The 26,266-nt window shown below is 71.9% G+C and carries 27 protein-coding genes; 4 read left to right on the forward strand and 23 right to left on the reverse strand.

Translation table 11 applies throughout. From position 1 onward, the window contains the following. Positions 1-8: 8 nt before the first annotated feature. Together ACFWBN_RS15895 and ACFWBN_RS15900 are read right to left on the reverse strand one after the other, a co-directional pair. Positions 9-890 (reverse strand): polysaccharide deacetylase family protein, encoded by an 882-nt coding sequence (locus ACFWBN_RS15895; RefSeq protein ID WP_385176980.1) that lies wholly within the window; start codon positions 888-890, stop codon positions 9-11. Positions 891-904: 14 nt separating this feature from the next. Then, positions 905-1,852, reverse strand: a complete 948-nt coding sequence (locus ACFWBN_RS15900) for a polysaccharide deacetylase family protein (RefSeq protein WP_385176823.1) — start codon at positions 1,850-1,852, stop codon at positions 905-907. 141 nt (positions 1,853-1,993) lie between these two features. Between ACFWBN_RS15900 and ACFWBN_RS15905 the strand changes: the two genes are divergently transcribed. Continuing rightward, entirely contained in the window at positions 1,994-3,202 is a 1,209-nt protein-coding gene (locus tag ACFWBN_RS15905) for a methyltransferase domain-containing protein (RefSeq protein WP_385176826.1), read from the forward strand. 254 nt (positions 3,203-3,456) lie between these two features. Here the strand turns inward: ACFWBN_RS15905 and ACFWBN_RS15910 are convergent, their stop codons facing one another. The 5 genes from ACFWBN_RS15910 to tsaB are packed head-to-tail and all read right to left on the reverse strand — an operon-like array spanning position 3,457 to position 6,711. Beyond that, a complete protein-coding gene (locus ACFWBN_RS15910; RefSeq protein ID WP_385176828.1) occupies positions 3,457-4,068 on the reverse strand; it encodes a hypothetical protein in 612 nt (203 codons plus the stop codon). 52 nt (positions 4,069-4,120) lie between these two features. Continuing rightward, complete coding sequence (locus tag ACFWBN_RS15915) at positions 4,121-4,375, reverse strand: hypothetical protein (RefSeq protein WP_385176982.1); 255 nt, start codon at positions 4,373-4,375, stop codon at positions 4,121-4,123. 35 nt (positions 4,376-4,410) lie between these two features. Continuing rightward, positions 4,411-5,544, reverse strand: coding sequence for a tRNA (adenosine(37)-N6)-threonylcarbamoyltransferase complex transferase subunit TsaD (gene tsaD / locus ACFWBN_RS15920; protein WP_385176830.1), 1,134 nt, complete (start codon positions 5,542-5,544; stop codon positions 4,411-4,413). Further along, positions 5,537-6,019 (reverse strand): ribosomal protein S18-alanine N-acetyltransferase, encoded by a 483-nt coding sequence (gene rimI / locus ACFWBN_RS15925; RefSeq protein WP_385176984.1) that lies wholly within the window; start codon positions 6,017-6,019, stop codon positions 5,537-5,539. The genes tsaD and rimI overlap by 8 nt, the downstream gene beginning before the upstream one ends. Before the next feature lie 29 nt (positions 6,020-6,048). Continuing rightward, on the reverse strand, positions 6,049-6,711 hold the full coding sequence (gene tsaB / locus ACFWBN_RS15930) for a tRNA (adenosine(37)-N6)-threonylcarbamoyltransferase complex dimerization subunit type 1 TsaB (protein ID WP_385176832.1): 663 nt from the start codon (positions 6,709-6,711) through the stop codon (positions 6,049-6,051). A 109-nt stretch (positions 6,712-6,820) separates the two neighbouring features. Between tsaB and ACFWBN_RS15935 the strand changes: the two genes are divergently transcribed. Beyond that, complete coding sequence (locus ACFWBN_RS15935) at positions 6,821-7,384, forward strand: hypothetical protein (RefSeq protein WP_385176834.1); 564 nt, start codon at positions 6,821-6,823, stop codon at positions 7,382-7,384. 28 nt (positions 7,385-7,412) lie between these two features. Here the strand turns inward: ACFWBN_RS15935 and ACFWBN_RS15940 are convergent, their stop codons facing one another. The 8 genes from ACFWBN_RS15940 to ACFWBN_RS15975 all read right to left on the reverse strand — a co-directional run bounded on the left by ACFWBN_RS15940 (position 7,413) and on the right by ACFWBN_RS15975 (position 15,573). Beyond that, the gene (locus tag ACFWBN_RS15940) at positions 7,413-7,619 is read right to left on the reverse strand and encodes a hypothetical protein (RefSeq protein WP_385176836.1); all 207 of its coding nucleotides are present in this window, start codon (positions 7,617-7,619) and stop codon (positions 7,413-7,415) included. A gap of 115 nt (positions 7,620-7,734) precedes the next feature. Beyond that, positions 7,735-8,343 carry a tRNA (adenosine(37)-N6)-threonylcarbamoyltransferase complex ATPase subunit type 1 TsaE gene (tsaE, locus tag ACFWBN_RS15945; protein WP_385176838.1) on the reverse strand — a complete coding sequence of 203 codons (609 nt, stop codon included), beginning with the start codon at positions 8,341-8,343 and terminating at the stop codon, positions 7,735-7,737. Next, complete coding sequence (locus tag ACFWBN_RS15950) at positions 8,246-9,562, reverse strand: alpha/beta fold hydrolase (protein ID WP_385176840.1); 1,317 nt, start codon at positions 9,560-9,562, stop codon at positions 8,246-8,248. The genes tsaE and ACFWBN_RS15950 overlap by 98 nt, the downstream gene beginning before the upstream one ends. Further along, on the reverse strand, positions 9,507-10,643 hold the full coding sequence (gene alr, locus ACFWBN_RS15955; RefSeq protein ID WP_385176842.1) for an alanine racemase: 1,137 nt from the start codon (positions 10,641-10,643) through the stop codon (positions 9,507-9,509). Before alr ends, ACFWBN_RS15950 begins: the two co-directional genes overlap by 56 nt. Before the next feature lie 336 nt (positions 10,644-10,979). Then, positions 10,980-12,374: an NAD(P)H-hydrate dehydratase gene (locus tag ACFWBN_RS15960; protein ID WP_385176844.1), complete on the reverse strand. Its 1,395-nt coding sequence runs from the start codon at positions 12,372-12,374 to the stop codon at positions 10,980-10,982. A gap of 26 nt (positions 12,375-12,400) precedes the next feature. Beyond that, positions 12,401-12,769, reverse strand: a complete 369-nt coding sequence (locus ACFWBN_RS15965; RefSeq protein WP_385176846.1) for a holo-ACP synthase — start codon at positions 12,767-12,769, stop codon at positions 12,401-12,403. 70 nt (positions 12,770-12,839) lie between these two features. Beyond that, on the reverse strand, positions 12,840-14,687 hold the full coding sequence (glmS, locus tag ACFWBN_RS15970; protein WP_385176848.1) for a glutamine--fructose-6-phosphate transaminase (isomerizing): 1,848 nt from the start codon (positions 14,685-14,687) through the stop codon (positions 12,840-12,842). Between the two features lie 109 nt (positions 14,688-14,796). Next, positions 14,797-15,573: a hypothetical protein gene (locus tag ACFWBN_RS15975; protein WP_385176850.1), complete on the reverse strand. Its 777-nt coding sequence runs from the start codon at positions 15,571-15,573 to the stop codon at positions 14,797-14,799. A 283-nt stretch (positions 15,574-15,856) separates the two neighbouring features. On the opposite strand from ACFWBN_RS15975, the gene coaA reads away from it, so the two are divergent. Together coaA and ACFWBN_RS15985 are read left to right on the forward strand one after the other, a co-directional pair. After that, entirely contained in the window at positions 15,857-16,909 is a 1,053-nt protein-coding gene (gene coaA / locus ACFWBN_RS15980; RefSeq protein ID WP_385176852.1) for a type I pantothenate kinase, read from the forward strand. Between the two features lie 24 nt (positions 16,910-16,933). Next, on the forward strand, positions 16,934-17,890 hold the full coding sequence (locus ACFWBN_RS15985; protein ID WP_385176854.1) for a DUF389 domain-containing protein: 957 nt from the start codon (positions 16,934-16,936) through the stop codon (positions 17,888-17,890). A gap of 16 nt (positions 17,891-17,906) precedes the next feature. Here ACFWBN_RS15985 and glmM read toward each other — a convergent pair whose 3' ends face one another. The 8 genes from glmM to ACFWBN_RS16025 all read right to left on the reverse strand — a co-directional run bounded on the left by glmM (position 17,907) and on the right by ACFWBN_RS16025 (position 26,173). Next, positions 17,907-19,265: a phosphoglucosamine mutase gene (gene glmM, locus ACFWBN_RS15990; protein ID WP_385176857.1), complete on the reverse strand. Its 1,359-nt coding sequence runs from the start codon at positions 19,263-19,265 to the stop codon at positions 17,907-17,909. Between the two features lie 135 nt (positions 19,266-19,400). Next, entirely contained in the window at positions 19,401-19,922 is a 522-nt protein-coding gene (gene rpsI / locus ACFWBN_RS15995) for a 30S ribosomal protein S9 (protein ID WP_150518302.1), read from the reverse strand. Between the two features lie 42 nt (positions 19,923-19,964). After that, positions 19,965-20,408, reverse strand: coding sequence for a 50S ribosomal protein L13 (gene rplM / locus ACFWBN_RS16000; RefSeq protein ID WP_008739660.1), 444 nt, complete (start codon positions 20,406-20,408; stop codon positions 19,965-19,967). A 239-nt stretch (positions 20,409-20,647) separates the two neighbouring features. Beyond that, positions 20,648-21,901, reverse strand: coding sequence for a glycosyltransferase family 87 protein (locus ACFWBN_RS16005; RefSeq protein WP_385176861.1), 1,254 nt, complete (start codon positions 21,899-21,901; stop codon positions 20,648-20,650). A gap of 52 nt (positions 21,902-21,953) precedes the next feature. Beyond that, positions 21,954-23,582 (reverse strand): ABC-F family ATP-binding cassette domain-containing protein, encoded by a 1,629-nt coding sequence (locus ACFWBN_RS16010; protein WP_385176863.1) that lies wholly within the window; start codon positions 23,580-23,582, stop codon positions 21,954-21,956. A 48-nt stretch (positions 23,583-23,630) separates the two neighbouring features. Further along, a complete protein-coding gene (gene truA / locus ACFWBN_RS16015) occupies positions 23,631-24,482 on the reverse strand; it encodes a tRNA pseudouridine(38-40) synthase TruA (protein WP_385176865.1) in 852 nt (283 codons plus the stop codon). A gap of 102 nt (positions 24,483-24,584) precedes the next feature. Continuing rightward, positions 24,585-25,046, reverse strand: a complete 462-nt coding sequence (gene rplQ / locus ACFWBN_RS16020; RefSeq protein ID WP_030154710.1) for a 50S ribosomal protein L17 — start codon at positions 25,044-25,046, stop codon at positions 24,585-24,587. A 104-nt stretch (positions 25,047-25,150) separates the two neighbouring features. Continuing rightward, a complete protein-coding gene (locus ACFWBN_RS16025) occupies positions 25,151-26,173 on the reverse strand; it encodes a DNA-directed RNA polymerase subunit alpha (protein WP_008739666.1) in 1,023 nt (340 codons plus the stop codon). Positions 26,174-26,266: the final 93 nt, after the last annotated feature.

Genomic DNA, 26,266 nt, shown 5'->3' on the forward strand with positions numbered 1-26,266 from the left:
GGGGGATGTCACAGGTAGTCCTCCAGCCGCCCGATCTTGTAGCCCTGCTCCTGTATCCGCTGGAGCATGCGCGTCGTCATCTGGGTTTCCGTCGAGCCCTTGAGCTCGGACGGGCCGCGGAAGTGGGCCAGGATGATGTCGCCCGGTTTGAGGGCGGAGCCCTCGGCGTACTGGAAGTTGTTGATCTGCATCGAGACCCGCCACAGCACCAGGGACGAGACTCCGCACTCCGAGGCGGCCCGGAGGGTGTCGTCGTTGTAGTTGCCGAAGGGCGGGCGGAAGAGGGGTGGGCGCTTGCCGAAGCGCTTCTCCAGGCGGTCCTGCTGGTCGCATATCTCCTTCTTCTGCGCCGCGAAGGGCAGAGTCCGGAGGTTCGGGTGCGTCAGCGTGTGGTTGTTTATCGTGCTCGCCGAGCCGTTGTCGCGAAGCTTCTCGAAGTGGCCGTAGTCCGACGAAGCCACGTTGTCCGTCAGGAACATGCTGATCGGCAGCTTCAGGTCGGCCGCCATCTTCAGGAACTCGGGGTCCTTCTCGGCTCCGTCGTCGAAGGTCAGGAAGACTATTTTCTCCCCGGCCGGGACGGGTATTCGGTCGATGACGGGGACCTTGCCCGGGCCCGCCTTCGGGATCTGCGGCTTCTGGGCGGGCTTCGGCGCGTACGCGAGAGGGGCCGTCAGGCCCCATTTCCTGTATGCCTCGTCCGACGCGTTCCCCGAGGCGTTCCCCGACGCGTTCCCCGCCGAGGGAGCGGGCGACGGAGTCGCCGAGCCCTCCGCCGTCCCGGCCCCCTGCGTCGTCTTGCGCCCCATCCGTTCGATGGGGTCCACGCTGTCCCCACACCCCGTCAGGGACAGCGCGAGCGCGCCGGCCGCCAGCGTTCCGGCTACCAACCGGCGCGCATGCTTCACAGATAGTCCTCCAAGCGAGCCACGGCGTACCCCTTGGCCGTGACGGTTTTCATGACCTGACGGATCATGTCAGGCATTGTGCCCTTCCAGTCCTCCTTGCCCCGGAAGTGCGTGAGGATGATGTCACCGGGGTGCAGGTCGCGGTCCCACTCCCGGTAGTCCATCCGGTTCGTGAACGCCTCCGCGTTCCACAGCGGTACCGCCTTGATCCCGCAGGACTTCGCCGCCTTCAGGGTGTCCTGGTTGTAGTTCCCGTACGGCGGCCGGAAGAGGGTCGGGCGCTTGCCGAACTGCTTCTGGATCGTGTCCTGCTGACCGCAGATCTCCTCGCGCTGCTTCTCGTACGAGAGCGCAGGCATGTAGCGGTGGTTGAGCGTGTGGTTGTTCAGGGTGACGCCCGCGGCCTGCATGTCCTTGAAGTACGGGTAGTTGTCCCGCACCAGGTAGTCGCTGAGGAAGGCCGTGTACGGGATCTGGAGCTCCTGCATCATCTTCAGGAACTGCGGGTCCTTCTCCGCGCCGTCGTCGATCGTCAGGAAGACGACCTTCTCCTCGGTCGGGACGGTGGTGAAGACCGGCGGGTACTCCTCCTGGTCCTCGACCTCGAAGCCGTCCCGGGTGGTGATCTCGGGCTTCTCCTTCGGCGCGGCCGGGGCGGTCAGCGGCACCTTGAGCAGGCCCCACTTCTTCGCCGCGGCGACGCGCGCCTGCTGGGCCGCCTTGGCCTTCTCGGCGGCGCTGAGCGCGCCCGCCGCGCCCGACTCCGCGCCCTTGGCCGCCTTCGCCTTCTCCGCCTTGTCCGGTGCTCCGGATCCCCCGGAGCAGGCCGTACCGAGTGCGGCTACCAGCAGGGCGGCCACGGCCACCCCGAACCGGCCGCGCGGACCCGCCGCGTACCGGTGACCCTGTTGCGTCTTATCTTCCTTTTGTCGGACTAGCTGCATAGCTGCGCATCCTGGCATCCGACACGCGGGCTCCCCGGAAGACACCGCGAGCGGAGTTCCACCTTCCTTCGACTGGCCCACACCGCTTGACGTGGCCGCCCGGAGCGGCGTCCCTCCCGCCCCGTCGCCGACAATGGGTCCGTGACCCCCGAAGACTTCGCCGCCCTCCTCACCCCCGAGGGGCGCGCCCTCCTCGACTCGCTCCGCGACTACGACCCCGCCCAGGAGCTGGCCGTCGCCACCCGGCTGCGCCGCGAGCACCCCGCCGGGCTGGTCTCCGCCGCGCTCGGCCAGGCCCGGCTGCGGCAGCGCGCGGTGGCGAAGTTCGGCGCCGAAGACGCGTTCCGGATGTACTTCACGCCGGGCGGCGGGGAGATGGCCACGCGGGCGTCCGTCGCCGCGTACCGGGCCGGGCGCCTCGCCGAGCTGGGCGTACGGTCGCTCGCCGACCTGTGCTGCGGCATCGGCGGGGACGCCCTCGCGCTGGCGCGGCTCGGCATCCGGGTGCTCGCGGTCGACCACGACCCGCTGACCGTCGCCGTCGCTCGGGCCAACGCCGAGGCGCTGGGGCTGGCGGACCTGATCGAGGTGCGGGAAGCGGACGTGACCGAGGTGGACACCTCCGGCTACGACGCCGTCTTCATCGACCCGGCCCGGCGCGGCGGGCGCGGCCGGATCTTCGATCCGGAGTCCTACTCGCCGCCGCTGTCGTGGGCCGTGGAGACGGCCCGTGCCGCGAAGTACGCCGCCATCAAGATCGCGCCCGGGATCCCGCACGAGGCGGTGCCGGAGGAGGCCGAGGCCGAGTGGATCTCCGACCAGGGGGACGTGAAGGAGGCGGTGCTCTGGTTCGGGACCTCGCCCGGGACCGTGCGCGCCACCCTGCTGCCGGGGCCGCGCGCGCTGCACACCGCCGATCCGCTGCCCGACCCGGAGGCCGGGCCGGTCGGCCGCTGGCTCTACGAGCCCGACGGGGCGGTGATCCGGGCCCACCTGGTCGCCGAGGTCGCCGAGCAGCTGGACGGGCGGCTCATCGACCCGACCATCGCCTACATCACCGCCGATGAGCTGCGCGAGACGCCGTACGCGACGGCGTACGAGATCACCGATGTGCTGCCGTTCGGCCTGAAGAAGCTGAAGGCGCTGCTGCGGGAGCGGGGGGTGGGGATCCTGACGGTGAAGAAGCGGGGGTCGGCGATCGAGCCGGAGGAGCTCCGCAGGAGGGTCAAGCCGTCGGGGCCGAACTCGGCGACGGTGTTCCTGACGCGGGTGGCGGGGGCGCCGTCGATGCTGATCGGCTCGCCGGCCGGGTCGCCTGCCGGGTCGCCTGCGGCGAAGCCCGTACGGTAGTCCGCTGGTCGGCGGCCCGGGGTGCCGGCCCTGCCGGGGCGTCGGGCGTTCGGGTGCGGCGCCGCTGCGCGGAGCGGCCCCGGGCTGCCGCCCGGGCTTCCCGGGGCTCCGCCCCGGACCCTCCCCCAGACTCCGTCCGGGGGGACCCCCACGCCTCAAACGCCGGCGGGGCTGACTTGGCTCCGCCCAGGCGGAGGCGAGGTTGGCCCGCGCCCGCGGAAGGCGCGCAGCAGCCGGCGACGGCGCGGCTGAAGTCAGGACCGGCGGAAGGCGCGTAGCGCCCAGTGGTAGTGGGCGGCGGCCTTGGCCGTGCCCAGGAGGGCGGTGATCCAGAGGATCATGCCGAGGCCCATGTAGTACGTGACCTCGCCGTACGTGTCCTCGCCCGCGCGGGCCGACAGCGCGGTGCCGAAGGTCAGCCACAGCCCCAGTGCGCCCAGGACGAAGGAGGACAGGAGCCAGGTCAGGCTCCGGCCGGGCGCTCGCAGGCGGGAGTCCGCCGCCGGGTCCCGGTCCGTCTCCGCCCACGCGGACAGCAGCCGCCGCACCTGGCGGTCGCGCCGGGCGCCCCAGGCGAACCAGAAGCCGGCCGGGATCAGCACCCCCGCGCCGAGGACGGCGAAGACCAGGCCGAAGACGGCGGAGAACGGGTCGGGCGCCTCGAAGGCCATCAGCGCCATGCCGACGAAGGACCAGCCGAGGGCGAAGACCGCCGAGACGGCCCAGAGCAGCAGCAGCCGCCCGAGGCCCAGGCTGTGGCGGCCCAGGTCGCTCAGGAAGCGCGCACGGTCGGCCCGTACGACGGTGTCGTCCATCCAGGCACGCAGGTGCGCGGGAGGCGGCGGAGGAGGCAGGTCGCGGGGCATGAACATGACCATATCCGCATCCCCGCCCCGGTCCGGCCCCGGGCGGAACCGGTCAGGCCCCGGTGACCTCGACCGACTCGAACCGCCAGCGGTGCACCGCCCGCGTGATCAAGTCGGCAGCGGGCTCCGGCAGTTCGGGGAGGTCCGCCGAGACCCCCTCGGCCGTCTCCCACCACGTGATCACGAGCACCCGGTCCTGCGGGGCCCGGAACACCTCGCGGCGCACCGGCTCCCGGGCGAGGATCTGGGCGCGGGCCCACTCCAGCAGCTCGTTGCCCCGGCCGGCGGCGGCCCGGGCCTCCCACATCAGCGCGACCAGTCCCGGCCCGGGTCCCACGGTGTTCACGAGTAGAGGTTGTCCTTGCTCAGTTCGTGCACGTGGTCGTGGGACTGGGCGTGGCCGTGGCCGTGTTCGTGGCCGTGTTCGTGGGCCGTACCCGGAACGTGCGGGTCCGTCACCGGCAGCGAGGAGTCCGCCGACAGGTCCCAGTCCGATGCCGCCCGGTTCCGCTTGACCATCTCCGCGCCCAGCGCCGCCACCATCGCGCCGTTGTCGGTGCACAGCTTCGGCCGCGGCACCCGCAGGATGATCCCCGCGTCGTCGCACCGCTCCTGCGCCAGCGAGCGGAGCCGGGAGTTGGCCGCCACGCCGCCGCCGATCATCAGGTGGTCGACGCCCTCGTCCTTGCACGCCCGGATCGCCTTGCGGGTGAGGACGTCCACCACCGCCTCCTGGAAGGAGGCCGCCACGTCGCGCACCGGAACCTCCTCGCCCGCCTTCCGCTTCGCCTCGATCCAGCGGGCGACCGCCGTCTTGAGCCCGGAGAAGGAGAAGTCGTACGCGGCGTCGCGCGGCCCCGTCAGGCCCCGCGGGAAGTGGATCGCCTTCGGGTCGCCCTCGCGCGCGAGCCGGTCGATGACCGGACCACCGGGGAAGCCCAGCTGCAGCACGCGCGCGATCTTGTCGAAGGCCTCGCCCGCCGCGTCGTCGATGGTCGCGCCCAGGGGGCGTACGTCGGACGTGATGTCCGGGGCCAGCAGCAGCGAGGAGTGCCCGCCGGAGACCAGCAGCGCCATGGTCGGCTCCGGCAGCGGCCCGTGCTCCAGCTGGTCCACGCAGATGTGCGAGGCCAGGTGGTTCACCCCGTACAGCGGCTTGCCGAGCGCGTACGCGTACGCCTTGGCCGCCGAGACGCCCACCAGCAGCGCCCCCGCCAGGCCGGGGCCGGCCGTGACCGCGATGCCGTCGAGGTCGCGGGCGCTGACGCCCGCCTCCTTCAGGGCGCGCTCGATGGTGGGGACCATGGCCTCCAGGTGGGCCCGCGAGGCGACCTCGGGCACGACCCCGCCGAAGCGCGCGTGCTCGTCGACGCTCGACGCGATCGCGTCCGCGAGGAGGGTGGTGCCGCGGACGACGCCGACGCCGGTCTCGTCGCAGGAGGTCTCGATGCCGAGGACGAGAGGTTCGTCAGCCATTGCTCTCACTGCTCTCAGTTCGTGCTTGTGCGGGGTCGGTCAGTCGCATGACGAGCGCGTCGACGTTGCCGGGCTGGTAGTAGCCCCGTCGGAAGCCGACGGGCTCGAAGCCGAAGCGTTCGTAGAGCCTCTGGGCGCGGGTGTTGTCCACCCGCACCTCCAGCAGCACCTCGGCGCACTCGAAGGCGGTGGCGGCGCGCAGCAGTTCGGTCAGGAGCCGGGCGCCGAGCCCGGTCCCCCACTGGTCGCGGGCGGCCGCGATGGTCTGTACGTCGGCCAGGTCCCCGGCGGCGGCGAGGCCGGCGTAGCCCACCAGCCGGCCGGTGGCGGGGTCTTCGGCGACGACGTACCTGCGCGTGGCGCGCGGGCCGCGGGCGTGGGCGAGCTCGGACCAGAACATCCCGGCGGACCAGGCGTCTTCGGGGAACAGCTCGTGCTCCAGTTCCAGCACGGGCGCGATATCCCACCAGCGCATCTCGCGCAGCACGGCATCGGGGACGGGCGTCACTGCGGGGTGACCACCTTGTAGTTCTTGGGCACCTGCGCGTCGGGGCGGCGCAGGTAGAGCGGGGTCGGAGGCAGGAACTCCAGGCCCGCCGCCAGCCGTTCCGCGGCCAGGGAGGCCAGGGCCGCGGCCGACTGGTGCTCGGGGTCCCGGGCGTCCGTGAAGACGTCCGGGTAGAGCAGCGCGCCCTGGCCCACCGCGGGGACTCCCGCGACCTGCTCGGCGATGTCGGCCGGGCGGTCCACGGCGGGCTCGCCGACGCGCGTGCGCGGGTCCTCGTAGCGCGCCCAGTAGACCTCCTTGCGCCGTGCGTCGGTGGCGACGGTGAAGGGGCCCTCGATCCCGGCGGCCCCGGCCGCGTAGGCGAGGCCGTCGAGGGTGCACAGGCCGTGCACGGGCACGCCCAGCACGGCGGCGAAGGTGGAGGCCGTGACGAGGCCGACGCGCAGCCCGGTGTAGGGGCCGGGGCCGACGCCGACGACGATGCCGGTGACGGCTTCGAGCTTCACCCCGGCCTCGGCGAGCACCTTGTCCACGGAGGGCAGGAGCAGCTCCCCGTGGCGGCGGGCGTCGACCTGGTTCGACTCGGCGAGGACGGACTCGCCGTCGTGCAGGGCGACGGTGACGGCGGGCGTGGCGGTATCTACAGCGAGCAAGAGCACGCGAACAGCCTACGACTCCTTGAACCCGAGCCCTTGCGCCCGGGCGTGGAGCGGGCCGGCTGCTACCTTTCGACCAGGAAATCCAGGTGGCGCGGAGAGGTGGAGCAAGGTGGCACGCAGCAGCTCGGGAATCGTGGCCGGGCTCACCGCCGCGGCACTCGCCGCCGTCGGCTTCCTCGGCTACCAGGCGTCCGCGACGGCTCCCGCGCACCCTCCGAAGGCGGCCGCGCAGGAGCCGGCCCCCGCCCCGAGCCAGTCCGCGGCGAAGCAGGACCCGGCGAAGCCGGTGCCCGTGCCGGAGGGCTCCGGCACCGGGGTGCGCGTCGTGTACTCGGTGGGCCAGAAGCGGGTCTGGCTGGTGGGCGACCCCGCGGCCGGCCAGCAGCCGAAGTCCTTCACGGTGATGCCGAGCACGGTGCACCCGAAGGCCGGGAGCTACGCGGTCGGCTCCCGCTCGGGCGCGGTCACGGGTTCCGACGGGGTGCCGATCGAGCACGTCGTACGGTTCGCCGGCACGGAGGGCGTGGCGATCGGCTTCAGCGCCCGCGCGGACGGCGCGACGCCGGAGCCCGACCCGAACAAGAAGACCGGCGGCATCCGCATGACGAAGGCCGACGGCGACGCGATGTGGGCCTTCGCGACGATCAACTCGAAGGTCGTCGTCGTTCCCTGACGGCGGGACTTTCACCCGTACGTGCGACTCAGGCCGCTTCGGACTCCGAAGCGGCCTCTTCGCTGTCTGCGACCGCGGCACCCTCCGCGCCGCCCTCCGGCTCGCTGTCCTGCGGCGCGTGTTCTCGGCCGGGCGGGGTCGAGACGGCGGTGGCGGCCACGCCCGCGGCGAGCAGCGCCCGCATGGACACGGCGGACGGACGTGGGTCGCGCGGTACTCCCGCTGGTGCCGACATGGTGCCTCCTGGGCCCCGGAACGCCGAACTTAGGCATACCTAAGAAACTCTCGGTACCATGTGACCACGCCCACCACCAAGGGCGCAATATCTTGCCGACGAGTTGTCGGTACGTTTACTCCGAGAGGGCGCCCGCGAGCGCGTCCAGCCCGGCCCCCTCGACCCAGCGCGCCCCGATCCCGCGCACGGAGACCTCCCGTACGTCGTCCAGGACCTCCTCGTGGCCGACCGCCCGGGCGATCACCACGTGCAGCCGGTCGTCGGAGAGCTCCTCCACCTTGCCGTCGCCCCACTCCACGACGACCACGGACTCGGGCAGCGAGACGTCGAGGTCCAGGTCCTCCATCTCGTCCAGCCCGCCGCCTAGCCGGTACGCGTCCACGTGCACCAGCGCCGGCCCGCCGGTCAGCGAGGGGTGTACGCGGGCGATCACGAAGGTCGGCGAGGTCACGGCCCCGCGCACGCCCAGACCCTCGCCGAGGCCGCGGGTCAGCGTGGTCTTGCCCGCGCCCAACTCGCCGGTGAGCAGCACCAGGTCGCCGGGGCGCAGCAGGCGGGCGAGCCTGCGGCCCAGCTCCTGCATGGCGTCCGGGGAGTCGACGGTGATCCGGGTCTCGACCGCGCCCTCAGGCGCCGGTCCCTGCGCTGCTGCCGGCGCTGCCGCCTGTGCTTCTGCCGGTGTCGGTGCCTGGCTGCGCTGTGCTTCCAGCGGTACTTCTTCCATGCCCGCCAACGTTAGTCGGTGCGGCGCCCGGGACCGCCCCGGTGCGCGCCAGCAGCTCGGTCAGCAGACCGGTCACGGTCTCCGGGCGCTCCAGCATCATCAGGTGCCCGGTGGACTCCAGGACCACCAGCTCGGCGCCGGGCAGCGCCTCCTTGATGGCCACGCTGTGCTGGGACGGGGTGATCATGTCCCTGTCCCCGGCGATGACGGTGACGGGGATGTCCGCGAACCGCTGCAGCGCGGCGGTCTTGTCGTGGGTCTGGAAGGCCGGGTAGAACTCGGCGACCACGTCGATCGGGGTGGCCTCGATCAGCCGCTCGGCGAAGCGCGCGACGGCCGGGTCCACGTCCCGGGAACCGAACGAATACATCTTGATCATGCCGGCGAAGAGGTCGGCGGTGGCCCTGCGGCCCTTCTCGACCAGCTCCACCTGCGATCCGAGCGCCTTCAGCACGCCCGGCAGCAGCTTGCGTACGGCTCCCACACCGACGGAGGGCAGCCCGTACGTCACCTCGTCGAGGCGGCCGCTGGAGGTGCCGACCAGGGCGACGCCGACGACGCGGTCGCGCACGAGGTCGGGAAACTGCTCGGCGAATCCCATGATGGTCATTCCGCCCATCGAGTGACCCACCAGGATCAGCGGGCCCTCGGGGGCGGCCGCGTCGATGACGGCCTTCAGGTCGCGGCCGAGCTGGTCGATGGTGACCGGCTCGCCGTCCGCCTGGGCCAGCCCGCGGGCGCTGCGGCCGTGGCTGCGCTGGTCCCAGTAGACGGCGCGGACCATGCCGCGCAGGGCGGCGCGCTGGAAGTGCCAGGAGTCCTGGCCGAGGCAGTAGCCGTGGCAGAAGACGACGGTGGCCGGGGGCGCGGGCTTGCGGCGCATGCGGCGCCGCTTGCCTTCTTCCGGCAGCTCGTCGACCTCGTAGTGGAGCAGGGTGCCGTCCTCGGCCCGGCAGGTCCCCTCGGCGCCGCGCAGGGACCCGTAGTCCCCGGCCGCGTCGAGGGCAAGGCGCGCCTTCATACGCATGCCCCGTCCGACGGTGATCCGTTCGACCGCGACACCGGCCGCCGCACCAGCGGCTATCACGCCGATGGCGGCGCCGGCCCAGCCGGCCTTGCGCCAATTCTCGCTCACGCCGCTCACACCGCCACCCCCGCTCGTGTCAGGCGCCCAGGTACACCCGGGGCACGCGCGCTCCGATACGGGTGACGATCTCATACGCGATCGTGTGTGCCGCTTGAGCCCAGTCCTCGGCGGTGGGCTCGCCGCGCTCCGCGTCCCCGAAGATGACGGCCTCGTCGCCGACGCGGGCCCGGTCACCGCCCAGGTCGACGACGAACTGGTCCATGGCCACGCGCCCGGCGACGTGCCGGACCTTGCCGCCGACGAGGACCGGCCCGCTGCCGGAGGCGTGCCGCGGGATGCCGTCGGCGTAGCCGGCCGGGACCAGCGCGAGGGTGGTCTCGTCGTCCGTGACGTAGTGGTGCCCGTAGCTCACGCCGTGCCCGGCCGGGACGGTCTTGACCAGCGCGAGGGAGGCCTTGAGGGCCATGGCGGGCTTCAGGCCCAGCTGGGCCGGGGTGCCGAGCTCGGGCGCGGGCGAGACCCCGTAGACGGCGAGGCCCGTGCGGACCAGGTCGAAGTGGGACTCGGGCAGGGTGAGGGTGGCGGCCGAGTTGGCCATGTGCCGGACCTCGGGCTCGACGCCCTCCTTCTGGGCGTAGGCGAGCATGTCGCGGAAGGCGGAGAGCTGGAGCTGGATGGACGGGTGGCCCGGCTCGTCGGCGCAGGCGAAGTGCGACCAGACGCCGGTGACGTTGACGGTCCCCTCGGCCTGCGCGGCGACCGCGGCCCCCACGAGCTCGGCCCAGTCGCCGGGCTGGCAGCCGTTGCGGCCGAGGCCGGTGTCGGCCTTGAGCTGGATGCGGGCGGTCCGCCCCGCCGCGCGCGCCGCTTCCCGGACCTCGTCCAGGGCCCAGATCCCGCTGACCGAGATGTCGACATCGGCCTCGACGGCCTCCCGCCAGGGCCCGCCGGGGGTCCACAGCCAGCACATGATCCGGCCTTCGACCCCGGCGGCGCGCAGCGCGAGGGCCTCGTCGGGCGTGGCGGTCCCGAGCCAGGTGGCGCCGGCCTCCTGGGCGGCCTTGGCGCAGGCCAGGGCCCCGTGCCCGTAGGCATCCGCCTTGACGACGGCCATCAGCCCGGCCCGGGGCGCCCGCTCGCGCAGCGCGCGCACGTTCCCCCGTACGGCGTCAAGATCGATCTCGGCGTACACGCGCGTCGGTGTCTCGTTCATCCCGCACAGTCTCTCAGACCCCGCTGGTCGGGCCGCTGCGGCGCCGTCGCCGGGCGCGGCTCAAGACCCGGGGCTCCGCCCCGCACCCCGCGCCTCAAACGCCGGCGGGGCTGAAATTGCCCTGCGGGCAATCCAGCCGCACCAGACGGGCGGCATGAGCCAAATCCAGCCCCGCCGGCGCTTGAGGCGCGGGGGGTTCGGGGGCAGAGCCCCCGACAGCGGCGCCGCACCGAGCACAACCAGCCCCGCCGGCGTTTGAGGCGTGGGGGTCCCCCCGGACGGAGTCTGGGGGAGGGTCTGGGCGGAGCCCCAGCGGCGGCGCCGCACCCGACCGGGTCACGGACGGCGGACGTCCCGCCAGGCGGACGGGAGGGCCTCGGCCACCTGTTGCGCCAGCAAGGGACCCCCCGCGAGCCTGGCCGCCAGGCCGTGAAGGTACGCCGCCACCGCCCCGGCGTCCGGGCCCGACAGGCCCGCGGCCAGGAGGGATCCGGCCAGGCCCGACAGGACGTCACCGCTTCCGGCCGTCGCAAGCCAGGGCGTCCCCGTCGGGTTCACCCGGACGGGCGAACCGCCGGAGGCGACCAGCGTCGTCGAGCCCTTCAGCAACACCGTCGACCCGTACAGCCCCGCCAGCTCCCGCACCGCGCCCAGCCGCCCCGCCTCCACCGACTCCCGCGGGACCCCCCGCAGCGCCGCCGCCTCCCCCGCGTGCGGGGTCAGCAGGGTCGCGGCCGTCCGGGCCCGCAGGACCCCCGCGTCCAGTCCCCGCAGCCCGTCCGCGTCGACCAGCACCGGGACGTCCTGCGCGAGCAGCTCCGCGACCTCCCCCGCGCGCCCCTCCCCCAGCCCCGGGCCGACCACCCACGCCTGTACCCGCCCCGGCCCGATCAGCGTCTCCGGGTACCGGGCCAGCACCGCGTCCGCCACCGGTCCGGGCCCCACGTACCGCACCGCGCCCGCCCCGCCCCGCAGCGCGCCGGCCACGGCCAGCACCGCCGCCCCCGGGTACTGCGCGGACCCGGCGACGATCCCGACCACGCCCCGCCGGTACTTGTCGCTCGACGCCGTCGGCGCCGGCAGCAGCCCCGCCACATCGGCGTGCTGGAGCGCCTCCACCTCCGGCGCCGGCAGTTCGAGCCCGATGTCCACGAGCCGCACCACGCCCGCCCGCGAGGCCCCGGGGTCGATCAGCAGGCCGGGCTTGTACGCCCCGAAGGTCACCGTCACATCGGCCCGTACCGCGGGCCCCGCCACTTCGCCGCTGTCCGCGTCCACCCCGCTCGGCAGGTCCACGGCGACGACCGGCACCCCCGGCGGGATCCGCTCCACCAGCGCCGCGGCCGCCGGCCGCAGCCCGCCCCGCCCGCCGATCCCGAGCAGTCCGTCCAGTACGAGGTCCGCCCGCTGCGGGACGGCCTGCGCGACCCGCCCCCCGGCGGCCCGCAGCGCGGCGAGCCCGCCCGCGTGCATCCGCTCCGGATCCAGCGGCACCGCCGTCACCCCGGCCCCGCGCCGCGCCAGCCGCGCGCCCGCGTACAGGGCGTCCCCGCCGTTGTCCCCGGGCCCCACGAGCAGCACGACGCGCGCCCCGTACACCCTCCTCAGCAGCCCCGCGCAGACGGCGGCCAGCCCGGCCGCCGCCCGCTGCATCAGGGCGCCCTCGGGCAGCCGCGCCGTCAACTCCCGCTCGGCGGCCCGTACGGTCTCCACGCTGTAAGCAGTACGCATGCCACCACCCTGCCCCACGGCAGGCGTCATCCCTCGGCGATCACCACGGCCGACGCGACACCGGCGTCGTGGCTCAGCGAGATGTGCCAGGACTTCACGCCCAGCTCCAGGGCCCGCGCCTGGATCGTCCCGGACACCCGCAGCCGCGGCTGCCCCGAGTCCTCGACGTACACCTCGGCATCGGTCCACAGCAGCCCGGCGGGCGCGCCCAGCGCCTTGGCCAGGGCCTCCTTCGCCGCGAACCGGGCGGCGAGCGAGGCGGTTCCGCGCCGCTCGCCGCTCGGCAGGATCAACTCGGAGTCGACGAACAGCCGCTGCGCCAGGTTCGGCGTGCGCTCCAGCGCGGCACCGAACCGCTCGATCTCCGCGACGTCGATCCCCACACCGATGATCACAACGACAACCCCAACTACTCCACGGTGACTACTGCGCCCAATGGTCGGCGAACTGCTCCGCTCGCTTCGCTCACTCCACAGTCACCGACTTGGCGAGGTTACGCGGCTGGTCCACCTCGTTCCCCCGCGCCGTCGCCAGCTCGCACGCGAACACCTGCAGCGGCACGGTCGCCACCAGCGGCTGGAGCAGCGTCGGCGTGGCCGGGATCCGGATCAGGTGGTCGGCGTACGGGACGACCGCCTCGTCGCCCTCCTCCGCGATGACGATCGTGCGCGCCCCGCGCGCCCTGATCTCCTGGATGTTCGACACGATCTTGTCGTGGAGCACCGAGCGGCCGCGCGGCGACGGGACGACCACCACCACCGGCAGGTCCTCCTCGATCAGCGCGATCGGCCCGTGCTTGAGCTCGCCCGCCGCGAAGCCCTCGGCGTGCATGTACGCCAGCTCCTTGAGCTTGAGCGCACCCTCCAGCGCCACCGGGTACCCGACGTGCCGCCCCAGGAACAGCACCGTGTTCTTGTCCGCCAGCGACCGCGCGAGCGCCCGTACCGGCTCCATCGTCTCCAGTACGGTGTCCACCGCCGCGGCGATGTCCGACAGCTCCCGGATCACCGACCGGATCTCGTCGCCCCACTTCGTGCCGCGCACCTGGCCGAGGTACAGCGCGACCAGGTAGCAGGCCACCAGCTGCGTGAGGAACGCCTTGGTCGAGGCGACGGCCACCTCCGGACCGGCGTGCGTGTACAGCACGGCATCCGATTCGCGCGGGATCGTCGACCCGTTCGTATTGCAGATGGCCAGCACCTTGGCGCCCTGCTCGCGCGCGTGCCGCAGCGCCATCAGGGTGTCCATGGTCTCGCCGGACTGCGAGATCGCGACCACCAGCGTCCGCTGGTCCAGGATCGGGTCGCGGTAACGGAACTCGCTCGCCAGCTCCGTCTCGCACGGGATGCGGGTCCAGTGCTCGATGGCCAGCTTCGCGATCATGCCCGCGTGGTACGCCGTACCGCACGCCACGATCACGACCTTGTCGACTTCCCTGAGCACCGAGTCGGGGATGCGCACCTCGTCCAGGGTCAGCGAGCCGCTCGCGTCGATCCTGCCCAGGAGGGTGTCGGCGACGGCCTTCGGCTGCTCCGCGATCTCCTTGAGCATGAAGTAGTCGTATCCCCCCTTCTCGGCCGCCGAGGCGTCCCAGTCCACGTGGTACGCCCGCACGGACGCGGGCGACCCGTCGAAGTTGGTCACCGTGACCCCGTCGCGGCGGAGCTCGACGACCTGGTCCTGCCCCAGCTCGATCGCGGCCCGGGTGTGGGCGATGAAGGCGGCCACGTCCGAGGCGAGGAAGTTCTCCCCCTCTCCAACGCCCACCACCAGGGGCGAGTTCCGGCGCGCGCCGACCACCACGTCCGGCTCGTCGGCGTGCACCGCGACCAGCGTGAAGGCGCCCTCCAGGCGCCGGCACACCAGCCGCATCGACGCCGCCAGGTCCGCGGTGGCCGAGAACTCCTCGGCGAGCAGGTGCGCCACGACCTCGGTGTCCGTCTCGGACTCCAGCCGGTGCCCGCGCTCGGCCAGTTCGGCGCGCAGCACGGCGAAGTTCTCGATGATCCCGTTGTGTACGACGGCCACCCGCCCGGAGTTGTCCAGGTGGGGATGGGCGTTGGCGTCGGTGGGCCCGCCGTGGGTGGCCCAGCGGGTGTGCCCGAGCCCGGTGGATCCGGCCGGCAGCGGGTTGCCGACCAGCTCCTTCTCCAGATTGACCAGCTTCCCGGCCTTCTTGACGGCGGCCAGCCCCCCGTCGGCGAGCACGGCGATCCCCGCCGAGTCGTAGCCGCGGTACTCCAGCCGCTTGAGTCCGGCGATGACCACATCGAGCGCCGACTGCGCTCCCACGTAACCCACAATTCCGCACATAGGCCGCAGCGTACGCCGAAGTTGGCCCTCTGCCCGGTACCTGAACCAGACGAAAACCCCGCCCCGGCGAATGCGCCGGAGCGGGGTTGACGTGTCACTGCCCCGGGGTTCAGCCGAGCTTCTTGACCTGCGCGTCCACGACGGCCTTCGGCTGCTCGGCGGTGCCGGTCAGGCTCACGGCGGAGAAGGTCGCGAGGGTGTTGCCCTTGCGCACGACCACGAGCTCCATGGTGAGCGGCTCGCCGTCCGCGTCGCCCACCACCGTGTAGGCGAGTGCGCCGTCGCCGGCGGTGACGGAAGCGCCCGGAGCCACCTTGGTGATCTTCAGCGAGTCGCCCGACTGGCTGCCCGTGTAGCCGCCGGCGCAGGCCGTGCCCGCGGTCTTGATGGCGGTGAAGGCCTCCTCGGCGCCCTTGCCCTCGTACGAGGCCAGGGTGACGGCGGTGGCGGTGGCGCCCAGGGCGCCCATCGCGGCCTTCGCCTTCTCCTCGGGGCTGGCGTTCTCCGCCGGCTGCGCGGGCTTGGCGACGGCCTTGGTGCGGGCGGTGCCGGCAGCGGTGCCGATCGCGGCCATGGACTGCGCCTTGACCAGCGGCAGGCACTCGGCCTTGTCGCTGGTGGCACCGGCCGCCGCAGCGGCCTCGGCCGGGGTGGCCGCCTTGACCACGTGCTCGGGGAGGTCGGCCTGGACCACGATCACGCCGGCGAGCTCGGCGTCCGTCTTCGCCTTCCCGGCGGGCGCGGCCGCGGAGCTCGAAGCGGCGCCCGCGGACGGCTTGGCGTCCGGCTTGGTGTCGGCCTTGTCGGCGCCGCAGGCGGTGCTCAGCAGGGCCAGGGACACCGCGGACGCGGTCAGGACGGTACGACGGACAAGAGCGGTACGCACGAAAGGACTCCCCCACGAACAATGAGAACAGGAACCGCAGGAGCGGCGCCCCCGCACAGCGGGGCGCATGCTGCATGACTGCGGTATCCGGCAATCTACTGCCGAAACGATCACCCCTCCGGCATTTTTCGGTGCCCGCGGCCAATCGTGACCGGCACGAGACCCCAGGAACCTCGAATCGGTACCGCCTCCGTGCAACCGCGCAGAGCGGGCCCTGCCCGGACCTGACGTACGTGACCGACCACACCACCCACGACGGCCCCCGAGCCCCGACAATGGCGGTGTGATCACTTCGCCGCCACGAAGCAGCACGCCGGACGACGCAACGGAGCGCGCCGGCCAGGAGGGGCACCCCACGCGCCCCGCCGCCCACCGCCGGGGCCCCGAGGCCTCGCCGTACGTCGACCTCACCCGCGCCGAGTGGAGCGCCCTGCGCGAGCGCACCCCGCTGCCGCTGACGGCCGACGAGGTCGAGCGGCTGCGCGGCCTCGGTGACGTCATCGACCTCGACGAGGTCCGCGACGTCTACCTCCCGCTCTCCCGCCTGCTCAACCTCTACGTCGGTGCCACCAGCAACCTCCGCGGCACCCTCAACACCTTCCTCGGCGACGCGGGCAACGGCCACGGCGCCCAGCAGGGCACCCCCTTCGTCATAGGGGTCGCCGGCTCCGTCGCCGTCGGCAAGTCCACCGTGGCCCGTCTGCTCCAGGCCCTCCTCGCGCGCTGGCCCGAGCACCCCCGCGTGGAGCTGGTCACCACCGACGGCTTCCTCTACCCGATGAAGGAGCTCCAGCGGCGCGGGCTCACCTCCCGCAAGGGCTTCCCCGAGTCCTACGACCGCCGCGCGCTCACCCGCTTCGTCGCCGACATCAAGGCCGGCAAGGACGAGGTCAGGGCCCCGGTCTACTCGCACCTGATCTACGACATCGTCCCGGGCGAGGAGCTCGTCGTACGCCGCCCGGACATCCTCATCGTCGAGGGCCTCAACGTGCTCCAGCCGGCCCTCCCCGGCAAGGACGGCCGCACCCGCGTCGGCCTCGCCGACTACTTCGACTTCAGCGTGTACGTGGACGCCCGCCCCGAGGACATCGAGCGCTGGTACCTCAACCGGTTCCGGAAGCTGCGCGAGACGGCGTTCCAGAATCCTTTCTCCTACTTCCGCAAGTACACCCAGGTCTCCGAGGAGGAGGCCCTGGCGTACGCGCAGACGATGTGGCGGACCATCAACAAGCCCAACCTGCTGGAGAACGTGGCCCCCACCCGCGGCCGGGCCACCCTGGTCGTCCGAAAGGGCCCGGACCACAAGGTGCAGAAGCTGAGCCTCCGCAAGCTCTAGGGCCCGCCTGGCTAGGGTGCGGGCATGATGCATCTGCGGATGATCACCCCGCACCACCTCACGGACCGGGTGGTCACGCTGATCGACCAGACGGTCGGCACCACCCACCTGGTGCTGCTGCCCGGCGCCGCCCGCAACCCCGAGGGCGACCTCGTCCTGTGCGACGTCGCCCGCGAGGCGGCCGACGAGCTGCTCGTGGAGATGCTGGCGCTCGGCATCGACAAGACCGGGTCGATCGCCGTGGAGCACATCGACCTGTCCATCTCCGAGCGGGCCGACAAGGCGGAGCAAGAGGCTCCGGGCGAGGCCGCCGACGCCGTGATCTGGGAGCAGCTGGCCGAGGCGACCCATGACGAGTCCACCCTCACGATCACCTACGCCGCATTCATGATCGTCGCGACGATGATCGCGGCCTGCGGTGTGGTCCTGGACAACGCGATCCTGATCGTGGGCGCCATGGCGGTCGGGCCCGAGTTCGGACCCCTCGCCGGCATCTGCACGGGCCTGGTGCAGCGCGCCCCGAAGCTCGCCGGGCGCTCGATGGTCGCCCTGCTGGTCGGCTTCGCCGCGGCGATCGTGGCGACCACGGTGTTCAGCCTGGTGATGGACGCGCTCGACCTGTTCCACCCGGGCATGCTGGACCGGCCCCGCCCGAACACCAGCTTCATCTGGCAGCCCGACCCGTTCTCGTTCGTCGTGGCCCTGCTCGCCGGCGTGGCGGGGGTGCTGTCGCTGACCTCGGCGAAGGCCGGGGCGCTGGTCGGGGTCGCCATCTCGGTCACCACGGTCCCCGCCGCCGCCAATGCCGCCGTGGCACTCAGCTACGGCGAGTTCGGCCAGATGTGGGGCTCGGCCGTGCAGCTGCTGCTCAATCTGGCGGGCATCGTCCTCGCGGGCACGCTCACCCTGGTGTTCTGGAAACTGCTGTGGCGCACCCAGCACGACCGGATGATCCGGCCACCGGGTGCGCCACGCACCTGAACGAACTGCCTACGGACTAGCCGAGCGCCGACTTCACGACGTCCGCCAGCCGGCCCGCGACCGCGCGGGCCTGCTCGATGTCGGCGGCCTCCACCATCACCCGTACGAGCGGCTCGGTACCGGACGGACGGAGCAGCACGCGCCCGGTGGTGCCCAGCTCGCGCTCGGCGTCGGCCACGGCCGCGGCCAGCTCGGCGGAGGTGGTGACCCGGGACTTGTCCACGTCGGGAACGTTGACCAGCACCTGCGGCAGCCGCTGCATGACGCCGGCCAGCTCGGCCAGGGACTTGCCGGTGGCCGCGACCCGCGCCGCCAGCAGCAGGCCGGTCAGCGTGCCGTCGCCGGTCGTCGCGTGGTCGAGGATGATCACGTGGCCGGACTGCTCGCCGCCCAGCGCGTAGCCGTGCTCCTTCATCGACTCCAGCACGTACCGGTCGCCGACGCCGGTCTGCACGACCTGGATGCCCTCGGCCTCCATCGCCAGCTTGAACCCCAGGTTCGACATGACGGTGCCGACGACGGTGTTCTCGCGCAGCTGCCCGGCCTCGCGCATGGCCAGTGCCAGCACCGCGAGGATCTGGTCGCCGTCGACCTCCGCGCCGGTGCCGTCCACGGCCAGGCAGCGGTCGGCGTCGCCGTCGTGCGCGATGCCGAAGTCGGCGCCGTGCTCGACGACGGCCGCCTTGAGCAGGCCGAGGTGGGTGGAGCCGCAGCCGTCGTTGATGTTCAGGCCGTCCGGCTCGGCGCCGATCGTGATGATCTCCGCGCCGGCCCGCGCGAAGGCCTCGGGCGAGACGTACGCGGCGGCGCCGTGGGCCTCGTCGAGGACGACCTTCAGGCCGTCGAGGCGGTTGGGGAGGACCCCGATGAGGTGGGCGACGTACTTGTCGAAGCCCTCGGTGTAGTCGGAGACGCGGCCCACGCCGGAGCCGGTGGGCCGGTCCCAGGGAGCGCCGGTGCGGTGCTCGTCGTAGACGGACTCGATGCGGTCCTCCAGCTCGTCGGCGAGCTTGTGGCCGCCGCGGGCGAAGAACTTGATGCCGTTGTCCGGCATGGCGTTGTGGCTGGCGGAGAGCATCACGCCGAGGTCGGCACCCAGCGCACCGGTGAGATACGCCACCGCCGGGGTGGGCAGCACACCGACGCGCAGGACGTCCACGCCCGCGCTCGCGAGGCCGGCCACGACCGCCGCCTCGAGGAATTCGCCGGAGGCCCGGGGGTCCCGGCCGACCACGGCCGTGGCCCGGTGGCCCGCGAAGGTGCCTGCCTCCGCCAGTACGTGGGCTGCCGCCACGGAGAGGCCGAGCGCGAGCTCCGCCGTCAGATCCGCGTTGGCAACGCCGCGTACACCGTCCGTCCCGAAGAGTCGTCCCACTGTTGTCCTCCCGAGTTTCCGCTTCGTCTGTGACCGCTTGTGACAGGTATTTGCCGCTTGTGGCGGTAAACGAACCGCCCCGACAGCACGGAGAGTGCTGCCGGGGCGGTTTCGTTGCTGAACAGCAGGCGCAGATTAACGCTTGCTGTACTGCGGAGCCTTACGGGCCTTCTTGAGACCGGCCTTCTTGCGCTCGACCGCACGGTCGTCGCGGGAGAGGAAGCCGGCCTTCTTCAGCGCCGGGCGGTTGTTGTCCACGTCCGCCTCGTTCAGCGCACGGGCCACACCGAGGCGCAGGGCGCCGGCCTGGCCGGAGACGCCGCCACCCGAGATGCGGGCGATGATGTCGTAGCGGTTGTCGAGCTCGAGCAGCTTGAACGGCTCGTTGACTTCCTGCTGGTGCACCTTGTTGGGGAAGTAGTCCTCAAGGGTGCGACCGTTGATCTTCCACTTGCCGGTGCCCGGAACGATCCGGACGCGGGCGATGGCGTTCTTGCGACGGCCCAGGCCGGCGGCCGGCTGGGGGTCGCCGAAGCGACCGGCAAGGGACTCGGAGGTGTAGTCGCCCTCGACGACGACCTCAGACTCGCTGGTGTACTCCTCGACGTTGCCCTCGAACTCGTCGACGGGGGTCGTCTCGGCGGTGGTCTCGGCCACGATGCTCCTCAGAATTTTCTACGTCTTAGGGGGTGGCCGGAACTACTGCGCGACCTGGGTGATCTCGAACGGCACCGGCTGCTGGGCAGCGTGGGGGTGCTGGTCGCCCGAGTAGACCTTCAGCTTCGAGAGCATCTGACGGCCCAGGGTGTTCTTGGGGAGCATGCCCTTGATGGCCTTCTCGACGGCCTTCTCCGGGTTGTTCGCCAGGAGGTCGTCGTAGCGCACCGAGCGGAGACCACCCGGGTAGCCGGAGTGGCGGTACGCCATCTTCTGCGACGCCTTGTTGCCGGACAGGTGAACCTTGTCGGCGTTGACGATGATGACGAAGTCGCCCATGTCCATGTGGGGGGCGTAGGTCGGCTTGTGCTTACCCCGCAGGAGGGCAGCGGCCTGGGTCGCCAGACGGCCGAGGACAACGTCCTGGGCGTCGATGACGAGCCACTGGCGCGAGATGTCGCCGGGCTTGGGGCTGAACGTACGCACGCGTATGCCTTCGCTTCTTCAGTGGTGGTATCCCAAGGGCGCAAGCCCCACGGGAAGGTCCTGACAGGGTCACCACGGACGATCACGACAGCCCTCGTTCACAACGGGGACGCAACCCGGTGAACTGTGCGAACTGCTGGTCATCGGTCCGGTGGACCGGCGCAAGGCCCTTTCACGTGAGAATGAGAAAGCCAATACGCATAACAAACCAGCAGGGTACCCAAGCAGACCCGTACGGGTCAAAACGCGGTCCGCGATGCCGATTCTGCTGGCGTCGCGGCGCACTCCGGTTCGGTCCTGGGTGGGGACCCCGCAGTTGTTACGGGCTCCAGAGTAACCCGTCCGGAGCGCAGTGCACGACGCGCCAGCAGAACGGCGAGCCCGCACAGGGTGGCGCAGTCCTTGAACGCACGCCGCTTGTGGGCCAGCTCCGAGGGCCACGGGACCAGGACCACCTGGGGCGTCAGGGCCAGCCAGAACCAGGGCGAGCGGGGCATCGAGCCGGGCCGCACCCCCGAGGCCAGCAGCAGCGGAAGCACCACCAGGAGGTAGTGGTCGAAGGAGGGGCGCGAGACCAGGAATGCGGCGAGCATCACCATGCAGGCCGTCTCCACGAGCCGCAGCTGCCCCTGGTCGGACTCGTCCGGCCGCCGCCACCGCGTCCAGGCGCCCCACAGCCCGGCCCCGGCCCCCGCGAACGCGACCAGCATCGCCAGCGGCTCCGGCACCCCCAGCCGCGGCAGCACCGCGATCGGCGAGGCGTCCCACGGCAGCGCGTAGGAGTCCTGCCCCTGGAACAGGAACGGCAGGGTCTTGGTGAAGAACAGCGACGGGCTCGGCATCATCAGCGCGCCGGCCAGCGAGATCCCCAGCGGCACCAGCACGGCCGCGGCCAGCCCCCGCCACTGCCTGGCCAGCAGGAACAGCAGCCCGATCGGCACCAGCATCGGCTTGCAGGCGATCGCCAGCCCGACCACCAGCCCGGCCGCCCCCCACGCCCTGCGGTGCGCGAGCAGCAGCGCCACCGGCAGCGCGGCCGCCGAGATGGCCGTCCAGTTGCCGATCAGCACGAGGTTCACGTACGGCTTGTAGGCGATGGCCAGGACCGCGAACCCGCCGACCGCCAGGCGCGAGCGCAGCGGCACGGAGAACAGCCGCAGAGCGGCCACCCAGCCGGCGCCCAGCAGCCCGGACATCCCGACCGGCAGCACCCACCTCAGGAGCGTCTGCGGCAGCATCGCCTCGGGGACCGCCATGAGCACCGCGCTCGGCAGGTACAGGAAGCGCTTGTCCTCGTACGGGGAGCCGCCCGCCAGCAGCGTCTGCGCGGCCTTGACGACGAAGGCGTTGTCCGAGCCCCAGTTCTCCCGCAGGCTCGTGGAGACGCAGATCCCCAGGACCACCGCGAGGGAGACGAGCTGCAGGGGGCGCGAGGACGGCCGCAGCAGCCGGTCGACCAGGCGGTTCCCGGCGTCGGGGCCGTCCCACTTCATGAGCCAGATGCTAGGCCGCAGGCCCACAACGCCTCCCCCTCGCTCCTACCGCTTACCGCTGCCGTTCGACTCTACGTTCGTCCCAGACGGGCTCCGTAGTCTCCCGCACCACACCGTCCGAACCGAAGACCAGGTAACGGTCGAAAGTGCGCGCGAACCAGCGGTCGTGCGTGACGCACAGCACAGTGCCGTCGTAGGCCTCCAGGCCGTCCTGGAGCGCCTCCGCGGACTCCAGGTCCAGGTTGTCCGTCGGCTCGTCCAGCAGCAGCGCCGTGGTCCCGGCCAGCTCCAGCAGCAGGATCTGGAACCGCGCCTGCTGGCCGCCCGAGAGCTTCTCGAACGGCTGGTCGCCCTGCCGCTCCAGCTCGTAGCGGCGCAGCACGGACATCGCCGCGCCCCGGTCCTTGGCGCTCTCCGTCCACAGGATGTCGACGAGCGTGCGGCCGAACAGCTCGGGGTGCGCGTGCGTCTGCGCGAAGTGGCCGGGGACCACGCGGGCGCCCAGCTTCCAGGTGCCGGTGTGCTCGACGTCCTCGCCCGCCAGCAGCCGCAGGAAGTGCGACTTCCCGGAGCCGTTCGAGCCGAGCACCGCGACCCGCTCCCCGTAGAAGACCTCCAGGGAGAAGGGCTTCATCAGGCCCGTGAGCTCCAGGTTCTCCACGGTCAGCGCGCGCACGCCGGTGCGGCCGCCCTTGAGCCGCATGGTGATCTCCTGCTCGCGCGGCGGCTCGGGCGGCGGGCCGGCCTCCTCGAACTTCTTCAGCCGGGTCTGCGCGGCCGCGTACCGGGAGGACAGCTCGTGGCTGATCGACGCCGCCTGGCGCAGGCTGAGCACCAGCTTCTTCAGCTGGGCGTGCTTCTCCTCCCAGCGGCGCTTGAGCTCCTCGAAGCGCGCGAAGCGCTCCCGGCGCGCCGCGTGGAAGGTGTCGAAGCCCGCTCCGTGCATCCACACGTCGGAGCCGTCCAGGCCCGGCTCGACGCTGACGATCTTCTGGGCGGACCGGGCCAGCAGCTCGCGGTCGTGGCTGATGAACAGCACCGTCTTGCGGGTCGCGCGCAGCTGCTCCTCCAGCCACCGCTTGCCGGGGACGTCGAGGTAGTTGTCCGGCTCGTCGAGCAGCAGCACCTCGTCGGGCCCGCGCAGCAGGGCCTCCAGCACCAGCCGCTTCTGCTCGCCGCCCGACAGGGTGCGCACCTCGCGGAACTGCGCGGAGTCGTACGGCATGCCCATGGCGGCCATGGTGCAGACGTCCCAGAGGGTCTCCGCCTCGTAGCCCTGGACGTCGGCCCAGTCGCTGAGCGCCTGCGCGTAGGCCATCTGGGCCTTCTCGTCATCCACCGTCAGGATCAGCTCCTCGGCCCGGTCCACGGCCTTCGCGGCCTCCCGGATGCGGGGCTGGGACACCGAGACGAGCAGGTCCCGGACGGTGCTCTCGTCCCGTACGGAGCCCACGAACTGCGACATCACGCCGAGGCCGCCGCTCACGGTGGTCCCGCCGCCGTGCGGCTGGAGCTCACCGGAGATCAGCTTGAGGAGGGTGGTCTTGCCGGCGCCGTTCGCCCCCACCAAGGCGACCACGGACCCCTCCCCCACCCGGAAGGAGGCGTCCGACAGGAGGACCCGCCCGTCGGGAAGGTAGTACTCCAGGTGGCTGGCTTCGAGATGTCCCATGCGGGGCATTGTCCAGGTCCGGCCGCGATCCGCCCAAACGGATTAGCCCCCGGCAGGTCAGCAGCAGCCGGCCCCCGGCAGGGTGCGCATGTTCCGCGCCTCCTTGCTGCGCGCGGCCAGCAGCTCGTCCGCCGGGTAGCCGACCTCCTCCAGGGTCAGCCCGTGCGGCTTGACCACGTGCACCGAGGAGTCCCGTACGGCGGCCCGCAGCACCTTGCCGGGCCAGTCGGTCGGCCGGTGGCCGTCCCCGACGTGCAGCAGGGCGCCCACGAGCGAGCGGACCATGTTGTGGCAGAAGGCGTCGGCGCGGACGGTCGCGGTGATGATCCCGTCCGCTCCGCGCTCCCAGCTGAGCTGCTGGAGCGTACGGATGGTCGTGGCGCCCTCGCGCTTCTTGCAGTACGCGGCGAAGTCGTGCTCGCCGAGCAGCGGGGCCGCGGCCTCGTTCATGGCGTCCACGTCCAGGGGCCACTGGTGCCACAGCACGTGTCCGCGGCGCAGCGGGTCGACCCCGCCCTGGTGGTCGCCGACGCGGTAGGCGTAGCGGCGCCAGATGGCGGAGAACCGGGCGTTGAAGCCCTCGGGGGCCTCGGCGACCTTCCACACCCGTACGTCGTGCGGCAGCCGGCCCGCGAGGCGGCGCAGCAGCTTGTCGTGGTGTTCGGCCCACACCTCTTCGGCCAGGTCGAACTGCGCGACCTGCCCGCGGGCGTGCACGCCCGCGTCGGTACGCCCGGCCACGGTCAGCTCGACCGGCTCGGACAGCCGCATGACGGTCTGCAGGGCCGACTCCAGCTCGCCCTGGACGGTGCGCAGCACGCGCTGCTTCGCCCAGCCGGAGAAGTCCTTGCCGTCGTAGCTCAGGTCCAGCCGCACCCGGACGTGCCCGGGCTCCACCTCGTCACTCACGTGACAGATCCTCTCAGAGTCACCGAAATGCAGAACGGGCCCGCCCCGGGAAGGGGCGGGCCCGTTCAGAGCCGATCAAGCAAGCTCGATCCCGAAGCGGGATCAGGCCTCCTTGGTCTCCTCGGCGGGGGTCTCGACAGCCTCCGCCTCCTTGACCGCGCGCTTGGTGGCGGCCTCGGCCTCACCAGTGGCCTGCTGGGCGACCGTAAGGGCCTCGACCAGCTCGATCACGGCCATCGGGGCGTTGTCGCCACGACGGTTGCCGATCTTGGTGATGCGCGTGTAACCACCGGGGCGGTTCTCGTAGCGCGGGGCGATCTCGGTGAACAGCGTGTGCACGATGCTCTTGTCCGTGATCGTCTGCAGCACCAGGCGACGGTTGTGGATGTCGCCCTTCTTGGCCTTGGTGACCAGACGCTCGGCGTAGGGACGCAGGCGGCGGGCCTTGGCCTCGGTGGTGGTGATGCGGCCGTGCTCGAAGAGCGCCTTCGCGAGGTTCGCGAGGAGGTGCTTCTCGTGCGCGGCGGAGCCGCCCAGGCGGGCACCCTTTGCGGGACGCGGCATTGTTACTCCTTCAAATCTGCACCGGCCGTGTCAGGTACCGGAGTCAGTTCCCTCAGGCGGTCGCGAGAGGGGGTGTGGGGGGCGCGAGCCCCCCACAAGCTTTTCTAGTACTGCTCGGTCTCGACGAAACCGGCGTCCGCGTCGTCGTCGGCGCCGAAGGCGTCGGCGGCGGCGGTCGGGTCGAATCCGGGCGGGCTGTCCTTGAGGGCCAGGCCCATGCCGGCCAGCTTCGCCTTGACCTCGTCGATCGACTTCGCACCGAAGTTGCGGATGTCGAGCAGGTCGGCCTCGGAGCGGGCGACGAGCTCACCCACGGAGTGGATGCCCTCGCGCTTGAGGCAGTTGTACGACCGAACGGTGAGCTCCAGCTCCTCGATCGGCAGCGCCAGGTCGGCGGCCAGGGCCGCGTCCGTCGGCGAGGGGCCCATGTCGATGCCCTCGGCGTCGATGTTGAGCTCGCGGGCCAGACCGAACAGCTCGACCAGGGTCTTACCGGCGGACGCCATGGCGTCACGCGGGCGCATGGCCTGCTTGGTCTCGACGTCGACGATCAGCTTGTCGAAGTCGGTGCGCTGCTCGACTCGGGTCGCCTCGACCTTGTAGGTGACCTTGAGGACCGGGCTGTAGATGGAGTCGATCGGGATGCGACCGATCTCCTGGCCCAGCTGCTTGTTCTGGACGGCGGAGACGTAGCCGCGACCGCGCTCGACGGTCAGCTCCATCTCCAGCTTGCCCTTGCCGTTGAGCGTGGCGAGGACCAGGTCCGGGTTGTGCACCTCGACACCGGCCGGGGGCGCGATGTCAGCGGCGGTGACCAGGCCGGGACCCTGCTTGCGCAGGTACATCACGACCGGCTCGTCGTGCTCCGAGGAGACGACCAGCTGCTTGATGTTGAGGATGATGTCGGTGACGTCTTCCTTGACACCCGGCACGGTGGTGAACTCGTGCAGGACGCCGTCCACGCGGATGCTGGTGACAGCGGCACCCGGGATCGAGGACAGCAGGGTGCGGCGGAGCGAGTTGCCGAGCGTGTAGCCGAAGCCCGGCTCCAGCGGCTCGATCACGAACCGCGAGCGGTACTCGTCGACGACCTCTTCGGTCAGCGAAGGACGCTGAGCGATAAGCATGTCTGTGTTCCTTCATTCGTGGACGCCCACTATTTGACGCCCGACGGATGCCGTACCGGAGTACGGCTACTGCAAGGGTACGGGCGGCACGGC

The sequence above is a fragment of the Streptomyces sp. NPDC059989 genome (genome assembly GCF_042736975.1).
Lineage (GTDB): Bacteria > Actinomycetota > Actinomycetes > Streptomycetales > Streptomycetaceae > Streptomyces.

What these genes read in the sequence shown, in the direction of transcription:
- ACFWBN_RS16025 (WP_008739666.1), bottom strand. Translation starts at nt 26,173, where the DNA reads ATGCTTATCGCTCAGCGTCCTTCGCTGACCGAAGAGGTCGTCGACGAG.
- ACFWBN_RS15940 (WP_385176836.1), bottom strand. Translation starts at nt 7,619, where the DNA reads ATGTCGGCACCAGCGGGAGTACCGCGCGACCCACGTCCGTCCGCCGTG.
- rplQ (WP_030154710.1), bottom strand. Translation starts at nt 25,046, where the DNA reads ATGCCGCGTCCCGCAAAGGGTGCCCGCCTGGGCGGCTCCGCCGCGCAC.
- ACFWBN_RS15960 (WP_385176844.1), bottom strand. Translation starts at nt 12,374, where the DNA reads ATGCGTACTGCTTACAGCGTGGAGACCGTACGGGCCGCCGAGCGGGAG.
- rimI (WP_385176984.1), bottom strand. Translation starts at nt 6,019, where the DNA reads ATGCGCTGGTGGGATATCGCGCCCGTGCTGGAACTGGAGCACGAGCTG.
- ACFWBN_RS15915 (WP_385176982.1), bottom strand. Translation starts at nt 4,375, where the DNA reads ATGTGGGAGGCCCGGGCCGCCGCCGGCCGGGGCAACGAGCTGCTGGAG.
- ACFWBN_RS15910 (WP_385176828.1), bottom strand. Translation starts at nt 4,068, where the DNA reads ATGCCCCGCGACCTGCCTCCTCCGCCGCCTCCCGCGCACCTGCGTGCC.
- ACFWBN_RS15985 (WP_385176854.1), top strand. Translation starts at nt 16,934, where the DNA reads ATGATGCATCTGCGGATGATCACCCCGCACCACCTCACGGACCGGGTG.
- glmS (WP_385176848.1), bottom strand. Translation starts at nt 14,687, where the DNA reads ATGTGCGGAATTGTGGGTTACGTGGGAGCGCAGTCGGCGCTCGATGTG.
- ACFWBN_RS15900 (WP_385176823.1), bottom strand. Translation starts at nt 1,852, where the DNA reads ATGCAGCTAGTCCGACAAAAGGAAGATAAGACGCAACAGGGTCACCGG.
- tsaE (WP_385176838.1), bottom strand. Translation starts at nt 8,343, where the DNA reads ATGGAAGAAGTACCGCTGGAAGCACAGCGCAGCCAGGCACCGACACCG.
- ACFWBN_RS16010 (WP_385176863.1), bottom strand. Translation starts at nt 23,582, where the DNA reads ATGCCCCGCATGGGACATCTCGAAGCCAGCCACCTGGAGTACTACCTT.
- alr (WP_385176842.1), bottom strand. Translation starts at nt 10,643, where the DNA reads ATGAACGAGACACCGACGCGCGTGTACGCCGAGATCGATCTTGACGCC.
- ACFWBN_RS15950 (WP_385176840.1), bottom strand. Translation starts at nt 9,562, where the DNA reads ATGAGATCGTCACCCGTATCGGAGCGCGCGTGCCCCGGGTGTACCTGG.
- ACFWBN_RS16005 (WP_385176861.1), bottom strand. Translation starts at nt 21,901, where the DNA reads ATGAAGTGGGACGGCCCCGACGCCGGGAACCGCCTGGTCGACCGGCTG.
- tsaD (WP_385176830.1), bottom strand. Translation starts at nt 5,544, where the DNA reads ATGGCTGACGAACCTCTCGTCCTCGGCATCGAGACCTCCTGCGACGAG.